The organism is Mesorhizobium sp. WSM4836, assembly GCF_055811815.1.
Window position 1 is genome coordinate 1 of record NZ_JBVVQF010000057.1, and the last position, 9,627, is coordinate 9,627.

The window sequence follows — 9,627 nt, forward strand, 5'->3', positions numbered from 1 at the left end:
CATTGCCTTCGCGCTTCGCCCCGGCGGCCGCAGGCAAGCTGACGAAGCCGCCCGGATACCTCTCAAGGACGATTGACGATGAGCAACGAGCATATCGATGAAGTCTCGGGCATTTCAACCACCGGCCATGAGTGGGATGGCATCCGGGAGCTCAACAATCCGCTTCCGCATTGGTGGGTGATCACCTTCTACGTCACCGTCGTCTGGGCGATCGCCTACACCATCGCTTATCCCGCATGGCCTATGCTGAGCTCCGCCACCCGAGGCGTGCTCGCCTATTCCAGCCGCAACGATGTCAAGAATGAGCTGGCAGCGGCCGAGGTCGCCAAGGGCAAGTATGTTGCCGCCCTTCAGGCGAAGACCGTCTCCGAGATTGCCGCCGACGATGTGTTGCGCGGATTCGCTATCGCGGCCGGTGGCGCCGCGTTCAAGGTCAATTGCGTTCAGTGTCATGGCTCCGGCGCCCAGGGTTCGAAGGGCTTTCCCAACCTGAATGATGACGACTGGCTGTGGGGCGGAAGTGCCGAGCAGATCCAGCAGACAATCGCGCACGGCATCCGCTTTGCCTCCGACCCCGACACGCGCCTGTCGGAAATGCCGGCCTTCGGTGACATCATTACGCCCGAGCAGATTAGCCAGGTCAGCGCTTATGTCTCGAGTCTATCCGGCGCTGTTGGCGATCAAGCATTGGTCATACCCGGCGCCAATGTTTTCGCCGAGAATTGTGCCACCTGTCATGGTGATAAGGCAAAGGGAAACACGGAGCTTGGCGCACCCGACCTGACCGACGCGATCTGGCTCTATGGGGCGGGCGAGTCGGCTATTGCCGCGCAGGTTCGCGCGCCAAAGCAAGGCGTCATGCCGGCCTGGGCTGGGCGTCTCGGCGAGGTCAAGGTTAAGGAACTTGCGGTCTATGTCCATTCGCTTGGCGGCGGAGAATAGGAACGGAAGCCTATTCTCGGCCCTCCCCCTGCCAAGCGACGAGGCCCGGCGCGAGCCGGGCCTCGACACCATTCCGGCTACGACCTGCACCAACGTGGCACGGACCGGCTACGCGAGGCTGTTCGACGGGCGGCCTGACATCGGCTGCGGAACTGGAGATGCTACGTGCGTGACAAAACGCAGACAGAACCGCCCGAAGCAGAAGCGACCGACTCCCCCAACACCCGCGAGCCGCTTTATGCCCCACGCAAGAAGGTGTTCCCCAAGCGAATCTCGGGTAATTTCCGCCGCTTCAAATGGCTGGTGATGGCGATCACGCTGGGCATTTACTACCTGACGCCTTGGCTGCGTTGGGATCGGGGGCCGTTTGCCCCGGACCAGGCTGTGCTGATCGATCTCGCCAATCGCCGCTTTTACTTCTTTTTCATCGAGATTTGGCCGCAGGAATTCTACTATGTTGCCGGACTGCTGGTCATGGCCGGCATCGGCCTTTTCCTGGTCACTTCTACGGTCGGCCGGGCCTGGTGCGGCTATACCTGCCCACAGACCGTATGGGTCGACCTGTTTCTGGTGGTCGAACGCGCGATCGAGGGCGACCGCAACGCGCGCATGAAACTCGATGCCGGCCCCTGGGCCGCGCGCAAGCTTGTGCTGCGTGTATCCAAACACGCAATCTGGCTGGTCATAGGCGCGGCAACGGGGGGTGCCTGGATCTTCTATTTCGCCGATGCGCCAACTTTAATTCGAGAGGTCTTCACCGGGACCGCAGCGCCCATCGCCTACATCACCATCACGGTCCTGACGGCGACCACCTACACGTTCGGCGGACTGATGCGCGAGCAGGTTTGCACCTATATGTGCCCATGGCCGCGCATCCAGGCGGCCATGCTCGACGAGAATTCGCTCACCGTAACGTACAATGATTGGCGCGGCGAGCCGCGTTCGCGCCACGCCAAGAAGGTGCTTGCCGCAGGGCAACCGGTTGGAGACTGCGTCGATTGCAATGCCTGTGTCGCCGTCTGCCCGATGGGGATCGACATTCGCGACGGCCAGCAGCTCGAATGCATCACGTGCGCGCTCTGCATCGATGCCTGCGACGGCGTCATGGACAAGCTCGGCAAGGAGCGGGGGCTGATCTCCTACGCGACGCTGTCCGATTACAACGCCAACATGGCGGTAGCCACCGCAGGCGGTTCTTGCTCGGTCAACCCGTCGCTCGTGCGAACCGACGGCGGCGCTTTCTCCGATAGGTTGGCCCATTTCCATCTCCGTAAAATCTTCAGGCCACGCACCTTCGTCTACATCGGCGCGTGGTCGGCGATCGGCCTTGCCCTGCTCTATTCGCTGCTGACGCGCGACCGGCTCGACGTCAGCGTTCTGCACGACCGCAATCCGCAGTTCGTGACGCTGTCCGATGGTTCGATCCGCAATGGTTACACCGTCAAGCTGCTCAACATGATCCCCGAGCCAAGGACGATTGTCGTCACCATGCAGGGCTTACAACGCGCCGAAATGAATGTCGTCGGGATCGACCTGCCTGCAGATCGCTCATTTGCCATCGCCGTCGAACCAGACCGGCTGAAGATGCTGAAGGTTTTCGTCCGCCAGCCGGCTGAACAGCTCAAGGGGCAAGCGCAGACATTCAAGTTCCGGGTCGAAGACAAGGCAAGTTTCGAAGTCGATGAATACACGGCCACGTTCAACGCACCGGAGATCCTTAGATGAGCGTCAATATGCGAAGGCCCCGCGAATTTACCGGAAGGCATATGCTGCTTACCATTCTCGGCTTTTTCGGCGTGGTTGTTGGCGTGAATGTGACCATGGCGACGCTGGCCAGCACAAGCTGGACCGGTCTTGTCGTTGAAAACACCTATGTGGCGAGCCAGCAATTCAACAAGCAGGCCGAGGAGGGCCGCGCCCAGGCCGCACTCGGCTGGACGGGCAAGCTGACGATCGCATGGGGCGAAGTCCGCTACAGCCTCTCCGACGCAGCCGGCAAGCCGGTTCCTCTGCATGGCGTCAAGATGCTGTTTCGTCATCCCGCTTACGAGAACGAGGACAAGGCCGTCACGCTCGCCCTCGCCTCCGGCCAGGAATTCGCCGCACAGCATATGCCGAAGGACGGCGTCTGGATCGTCGAAATCGACGCCGATGCCGGTCTGACGCGACCCTATCGCGACGTCCGCAGGATTATGATTTCTCATGGAGCGCTGCAATGAGCTGTTGTGCAGCGGGCGCCGAAATGGCGCTGGATTTGGTCAGCGCCGCATCGGTGCTGCCATCCAGCCAAGAGATCAGGCTCGCGAGCCGCTCACTCGGCGATAATCTTCGGCAGACCGACCTTTCAGTTCCAACGGTTCATTGCGCCGCCTGCATCCAGACGATCGAGACCGCGCTGGCAAAGCTCGACAATGTCGAAGGCGCGCGTGTCAACCTGTCGACGAAACGGGTCGCGATCCGGTGGCGTGGGGACAAGGTACCACCGTTCGTCGGCGCGCTTAGCAGGCTGGGCTACGAGGCGCATCTGTTCGCCCCTGAGATCGATGAAAAGGACAAGACGCTTGCCGAGCTGATCCGCGCCGTCGCTGTTGCCGGCTTCGCGGCGGGCAACATCATGCTGCTTTCGGTCTCGGTCTGGTCCGGCGCCGAAGGGGCTACTCGAGACCTGTTTCACTGGGTCTCCGCACTGATCGCCATCCCGGCGCTCGCCTTCGCCGGCGGCATCTTCTTCCGCTCGGCCTGGAATGCACTGCGTCATGGCCGCATGAATATGGACGTGCCGATAGCCGTCGGGGTGTCGCTTGCCTACCCCCTGAGCCTCTATGAGACGATCAACCATGGCCACCACGCCTATTTCGACGCGTCGGTATCACTGCTGTTCTTCCTTTTGATCGGCAGGACGCTGGATCACGTGATGCGGGAACGTGCGCGCACAGCGGTGAAAGGCCTGTCGCAGCTGACGGCGCGTGGCGCGATGGTGCTGCGCGACGACGGCGCGCGCCACTACCTGCCGGTCGGAGAGATCGAACCGGGGATGCAGCTGCTGATCGCGGCCGCTGAAAGAATCCCCGTCGACGGCAAGATCATCCAGGGAGCGTCGGATCTCGACTGCTCGCTGGCCTCAGGCGAAAGCACGCCGAAAAACGTGGCGCCGGGCGAAGCCGTGCAGGCCGGCGTGCTCAATCTTACCGGCCCACTGACGATCGAGGCGACGGCCGCCGCGAAGGATTCGTTCCTGGCCGAAATGGTTCGGCTGATGGAGGCCGCCGAGGGCGGCCGCGCGCACTATCGCCGCATCGCTGATCGCGTTTCGGCGCTCTATGCGCCGGTGGTCCATCTGACCGCCTTCGTGACGTTTCTCGGCTGGATGGTGGCCATCGGCGACTGGCACCGGGCAACGACGATCGCCATCGCCGTCCTCATCATCACATGTCCCTGTGCGCTCGGCCTTGCCGTACCGATCGTGCAGGTTGTTGCGGCGCGCCGGCTGTTCGAAGCTGGCGTCATGGTCAAGGACGGTTCCGCCATGGAGCGCTTGGCGGCAATCGACGTCGCGGTGTTCGACAAGACCGGCACGCTAACGCTCGGACAGCCCCAACTCGTCAACGCACCGTCCATCCACCCGACTATGCTGGCGATCGCAGCCGATATGGCCGCGCATTCGCGTCATCCATTTTCAAAGGCCATAGCAAACTTTGCAGGTTTCGCCGGCCAGCCAAAGCTCGAGGCTGTCAGCGAGCACCCCGGATTCGGCATCGAAGCCACTGCCGCGGGCAGCACCTGGCGGCTGGGTAGGCGCGGATGGGCCGGATGGAAGGCCCGAACCGGCGGCGAAAGCAGAAATGGCGGAACGGTTCTGACGAAAGATGGGATCATTGTGGCTTCCTTTGTCTTCGAGGACGCGTTGCGGGCAGACGCCAGAGCGGCCGTCGAGCAATTGAACAACGCGAGGGTTTTCGCGCACATGCTGTCGGGCGACACCGCGGTCGCCTGCGGCGAGGTCGCGGCGACGTTGGGCATCCATCACTTTGTTCCGGCGCTGCTTCCTTCGGGCAAGGTTGAGTATATCGAAACGCTGGCGAAGGACGGCCATAAGGTGCTGATGGTTGGCGACGGTCTGAACGACACCCCTGCACTGAGCGCGGCACATGTCTCGATAGCTCCTGCCACTGCCGCCGATGTCGGCCGCAAGGCAGCGGATTTCGTGTTCCTGCGCGAAAGCCTTTCGGCCGTACCCCTTGCCCTCGACGTCTCGCGCAAGGCCGGACGACTGATCCGGCAAAACATCGCCATCGCGATTATCTACAATGCCGTCGCCGTGCCGATCGCCATTTCGGGGCACGTCACACCGTTGATCGCCGCAATCGCGATGTCCGCCTCGTCGCTGCTTGTCATCGGAAATGCATTACGCCTGGAAGGCTTTGTACCGGACGCACCAACGAGAACTGTTCCCAATGATAGACACTCCAACAGTGGCGGATTGGCACAGTTGTAATGACGACGCTTGCCTATTTGATACCTGGGGCTCTGCTCCTCGGTGGTCTTGGGCTATCTGGGTTTCTGTGGGCTTTGAGGAGCGGGCAATATGAGGACCTCGACGGGGCAGCAGAGCGTATGCTTATCGACCAGGACGATAAGCCAGAACGCTGATTCAAGCCGCTGTGCAGACGACTGTGCGGATGCGGGTGGTAAGCCAAGTCGTCTGGAACAACTGCTGAGGTGGCATAAGCAGCTTCACCTGCCGCCGGTTGACGCAGATCTGTGAAAAGCCTCTGTTGCTCGAAGGATTACGTCGCCCATTCCGCCCAATATGCAGGCGGGTGATCCTCGAACCGCGGTCGCCGGATTTCTCATGCCGCTTGACCCAGATCAGGGTTATCTACTCATCGGCGTGGTTTCATCGGCCAGTCTTTCAAGGGGAGAAACCATGCCTACGTTGAATCGCGCCGCCGAACGCCTCGGCGATCGGTCTGGATCAAGACCGACACGAACAACGGCCAAAGCCAAAAGTGGGCCGAGGCGTGGCTGCGCAAGGCGGCGGCCGCATTCTTGTGAGCAAACGTTGAACGCGACGTTCCGCGGCAACGATCAGATCGCCCGGGCCGCGTGGGACCCTCTGCGCGAGATTGGCCCGCAAGTACATGCCGATGTGGCCATCGCTAGATCTGAGGACGTTATGGGGCTCGAGGCGCGTCCGCAACTGACCAGGGTCGTTGTGAACCCAAGGCGCTCGGACGCGAGGCTGCTCACCCCGTGCTTAAGATGATCGCCGGACGGCAGCTGAGCGGCGTCAGGCGCTGGCCATGTTCACCGGTCTTGGCGAGCATCGTCGGAGCCATGAGAACGCCGGTGCATTTCGTTGCAGGAACGGATGCGTTCGAATGAACGAGTTCAAGCCAGTTCGGTTCGTCGATGTGGCGCTGGAGGGGCAATTTTGGCGCGAGCGGCTAGAGACGGTGCTGACACGGACCATCCCCAGCCAGCACGTCCAGCTTGGCAAGCACGGTATCTTGCAGTCCCTAACCCTGCCGAACCGGCCGCCGCCAGACAACGAGCAGGATTTCGTGCAGCTGTTCTGGGACTCCGACGTCGGCAAGTGGATCGAAGCGGCATCCTATGCGCTGTCACACAGGAGCGACGCCGATATCGTGGCCGGGATCGAGAAGATCGTCGACGATCTCGAAAAGGCGCAGGCTCCCGACGGTTATCTGAACAGCTGGTACTTGCAGCGCGACCCAGACAAGCGCTGGACCAACCTGCGCGACAATCACGAACTCTACAATCTTGGACATCTGCTTGAGGGCGGCATCGCCTACTTCGTCGCGACTGGCCGGCGCCGGCTCCTCGGCATCCTCGAGCGCTATGTCGACCATGTGCGCAAGACCTTCGGCCCGAACCCCGGCCAGAAGCGCGGCTATTGCGGCCATCAGGAGATCGAGCTTGCTCTCGTTAAGCTCTATCGGTTGACGGGAGAGAGAAAGCATCTCGACCTCGCGGCCTATTTCATCAACGAGCGCGGGTGCCAGCCGCACTACTTCGATCAGGAAGCGATCGCGCGCGGGGAGAGTCCTCAGGATTTCTGGAAGGAGCGATTTGAGTACAGCCAATCGCACAGGCCGGTGCGCGAGCAGACCATTGTGGTCGGACATGCCGTCCGGGCTATGTACATGTTTTCTGCCATGGCCGACCTCGCGGCGGAACTGAATGACGACGGCCTCAAGAAAGCATGCGAGGTGCTCTGGGCCGACGTCATCTCCTCGAAGATCTATATCACCTCCGGGTTGGGTCCGGCTGGCGGGAATGAAGGCTTTACCGAGGACCACGACCTGCCGAACGATACGGCCTATGCGGAGACCTGCGCTTCGATAGCGCTGATCTTCTGGGCGCATCGCATGCTGCATTTCGATCTCGACGGCCGCTACGCCGACGTCATGGAACAGGCGTTGTTTAACGGCGCGCTGACCGGCCTGTCACGCGATGGCCAGCACTATTTTTATACCAATCCGCTGGACAGCGATGGGCGACACAGCCGATGGGCCTGGCACACATGCCCATGCTGCACGATGAATTTGTCGCGTCTGATCGCTTCGGTCGGAGGCTATTTCCTTTCGGCCAGCGAAGACGCAATCGCCCTCCATCTTTACGGCGGCATTTCGACAAACATCCAGCTCGCTGGGTCAAACGTGTTCCTACGGGAAACCAGCGCCTATCCACTATCCGGCTCGATCAGGATAGAGGTCAGCCCTGACTCGCCGGCCGAGTTCACCGTTAAGCTGCGCATTCCCGGCTGGGCGCAGGAAGCCAAAGCCTCGGTCGGGGGACATGTGGTCGACGTGACAGCATGCACCAGAAATGGCTATCTTGTAATCTCGCGGCTATGGACTCCAGGAGACATAATCGCCCTCGAGCTACCGATGTCTCCCGAGCGCATCTATGCTCATCCCTTGGTTAGGCAGGATATCGGCCGGGTGGCGCTTAAGCGCGGACCATTGGTTTACTGTGTTGAAGAGGTCGACAATCCCGGGGCGCGCGTGCAGCAGCTCACACTGCCGCGAGAGTCCAAAATCGAAACGATGGAACGGAGCGATCTTTTCGATGGCGTGGTCGCGCTGACTGCCTCCGCGCAGCGCGTCGAAGACCAAGGCTGGGGAGACAGCCTATACAGGAATACGCCCCCCATCGCTTCGGAGTTTCGGCTAACCGCCCTGCCATACTATCTCTGGAACAATCGAGCAAAAGGCTCGATGCAAGTGTGGCTGCTGGAAAGCTGAATGGCCGAGGTAAGAAACCCGTTGGTTGGCTGGCTATCTGCCCAGGTGAGGGGAGCCAAAACCAGGTTCGATCAGCCGCTCCTCTGTTTCATGAGACTACCTCTTCGGTTCCCGATTCGTGAGGATCTTTCTCCCTTGGGTTTTGAGGCGATGCGGCGAGCACTGGATCGCGCGATCGGTCCTTCCACCAACATCTCACCAAGAGCCTGACTGGATCACCGGAAATGGCAGCCATCAAGAAGGTCGTACGCAACGCGAGGAGGGTGAGCGGGTCAGGCGATTCCTTTCGGCTGAGCGAGCGTGGCGAAGTCGAGGTGGATGCTGGACATGGCATCACGGGCACTGCGTATGCCCAAGTTTTGTTTGCAGGAGTGAATGGATGTCGCGATTTCGCCTATTGACGATCTTCATGTCGGGAATGCTGGGACTGGCGACGTTGCCGGATCCAGTCGCCTCGGCACCAGTCCTCAACCCCGCCAATCGCAATGCGCTGGTCGAGCAGAACGAATTACTGATGCTGGAGAACAGGCTGCGGCGGCAGCAATATCAGCAGCAGCAGCAGCAGTTCCGTGCCCAGGATCGCGAGATCGCGCCGCAGCAACAGCCCGATCGACTGCTTACTTGCCAGCTACAGCAGTCAAGCAACGGCGTTGTGAGCATCTGCCGTTGATGAGGCGGCTTGCCACTTATTTAGGCGGCCACAGCTTGTGCGCGTCGTGCTTAACTAGCATCAAAGGCGTTTTTGATTTCGCAGTTCGTGCTTGGGCACTGGAGAGCCTACGCGATGACGCCACGCTGATGGCGGACTCCGATGACAGCTTTGTCGTGGGAGCGGGGCCGGTCGGACTTTGCTTCGCCGCGTCGCTTGCCCAGAGCAAACTCAAGGTGGCGATGCGGCATGGAATTTCGGACATGCTCAAGCGATGAACCGTACCAGCAGTTTTTTGACTTTTGCGGTCTATTGAGGCCTTGGGAAAGAGTGGCATCATTCCCGGGAATAATAGCTCCCCTCACGGAGAGGACGGCAGCTTCCCGCGCAGGTGCTGAATGTGGCCCCTTGTGGCGATCATGCCGATTTCCAAAGATTGGGCGACATTCATGGTGCATTTCGAGGATGCATTCCCGAAGCCGGGGGCTCAACTTTCGCTCCTGTTTGAGGACACCGATTGACGGTGCCCTCGCCAACCCAGCAGCCGCATGGCGTTCGCCGTGACGAGCACGGTCGCGCCGATGTCGGCGAGGATGGCCGGCCACAGGCCCGTCACGCCGATCACCGTCGTGACCAGAAAGACGGCCTTGAGCCCGAGCGCCGCCGTGATGTTCTGTCGGATGTTTGTCATGGTTCGCCGCGAAAGGTCGACCATGTCCGCAAGGTCTCGCACGCGACCATGAAGCACTGCGGCATCCGCCGTTT

The 9,627-nt window shown here is 61.0% G+C and carries 8 protein-coding genes and 1 pseudogene; 8 read left to right on the top strand and 1 reads right to left on the bottom strand.

All coding sequences use genetic code 11. From position 1 onward, the window contains the following. Position 1: 1 nt before the first annotated feature. From AC0L2P_RS31820 to AC0L2P_RS31855, 8 genes are all read left to right on the top strand, one after another. Positions 2-76 (top strand): cbb3-type cytochrome c oxidase subunit 3, encoded by a 75-nt coding sequence (locus AC0L2P_RS31820; RefSeq protein ID WP_473507191.1) that lies wholly within the window; start codon positions 2-4, stop codon positions 74-76. A gap of 2 nt (positions 77-78) precedes the next feature. Further along, the gene (ccoP, locus tag AC0L2P_RS31825) at positions 79-942 is read left to right on the top strand and encodes a cytochrome-c oxidase, cbb3-type subunit III (protein ID WP_473507184.1); all 864 of its coding nucleotides are present in this window, start codon (positions 79-81) and stop codon (positions 940-942) included. A gap of 165 nt (positions 943-1,107) precedes the next feature. Next, complete coding sequence (ccoG, locus tag AC0L2P_RS31830; protein WP_473507185.1) at positions 1,108-2,667, top strand: cytochrome c oxidase accessory protein CcoG; 1,560 nt, start codon at positions 1,108-1,110, stop codon at positions 2,665-2,667. Beyond that, the gene (locus AC0L2P_RS31835) at positions 2,664-3,161 is read left to right on the top strand and encodes a FixH family protein (protein ID WP_473507186.1); all 498 of its coding nucleotides are present in this window, start codon (positions 2,664-2,666) and stop codon (positions 3,159-3,161) included. The genes ccoG and AC0L2P_RS31835 overlap by 4 nt, the downstream gene beginning before the upstream one ends. After that, positions 3,158-5,437 (top strand): heavy metal translocating P-type ATPase, encoded by a 2,280-nt coding sequence (locus AC0L2P_RS31840; RefSeq protein WP_473507187.1) that lies wholly within the window; start codon positions 3,158-3,160, stop codon positions 5,435-5,437. Before AC0L2P_RS31835 ends, AC0L2P_RS31840 begins: the two co-directional genes overlap by 4 nt. Continuing rightward, positions 5,437-5,592, top strand: coding sequence for a cbb3-type cytochrome oxidase assembly protein CcoS (ccoS, locus tag AC0L2P_RS31845; protein ID WP_473507188.1), 156 nt, complete (start codon positions 5,437-5,439; stop codon positions 5,590-5,592). Before AC0L2P_RS31840 ends, ccoS begins: the two co-directional genes overlap by 1 nt. A 731-nt stretch (positions 5,593-6,323) precedes the next feature. Next, positions 6,324-8,213 carry a glycoside hydrolase family 127 protein gene (locus AC0L2P_RS31850; protein ID WP_473507189.1) on the top strand — a complete coding sequence of 630 codons (1,890 nt, stop codon included), beginning with the start codon at positions 6,324-6,326 and terminating at the stop codon, positions 8,211-8,213. Between the two features lie 397 nt (positions 8,214-8,610). Further along, positions 8,611-8,883, top strand: a complete 273-nt coding sequence (locus tag AC0L2P_RS31855; RefSeq protein ID WP_473507190.1) for a hypothetical protein — start codon at positions 8,611-8,613, stop codon at positions 8,881-8,883. Positions 8,884-9,349: 466 nt separating this feature from the next. Here the strand turns inward: AC0L2P_RS31855 and AC0L2P_RS31860 are convergent. Continuing rightward, a pseudogene (locus AC0L2P_RS31860) lies at positions 9,350-9,627 on the bottom strand (heavy metal translocating P-type ATPase); the annotation flags it as partial.

What these genes read in the sequence shown, in the direction of transcription:
- ccoP (WP_473507184.1), top strand. Translation starts at nt 79, where the DNA reads ATGAGCAACGAGCATATCGATGAAGTCTCGGGCATTTCAACCACCGGC.
- AC0L2P_RS31835 (WP_473507186.1), top strand. Translation starts at nt 2,664, where the DNA reads ATGAGCGTCAATATGCGAAGGCCCCGCGAATTTACCGGAAGGCATATG.
- AC0L2P_RS31840 (WP_473507187.1), top strand. Translation starts at nt 3,158, where the DNA reads ATGAGCTGTTGTGCAGCGGGCGCCGAAATGGCGCTGGATTTGGTCAGC.
- ccoS (WP_473507188.1), top strand. Translation starts at nt 5,437, where the DNA reads ATGACGACGCTTGCCTATTTGATACCTGGGGCTCTGCTCCTCGGTGGT.
- AC0L2P_RS31850 (WP_473507189.1), top strand. Translation starts at nt 6,324, where the DNA reads ATGAACGAGTTCAAGCCAGTTCGGTTCGTCGATGTGGCGCTGGAGGGG.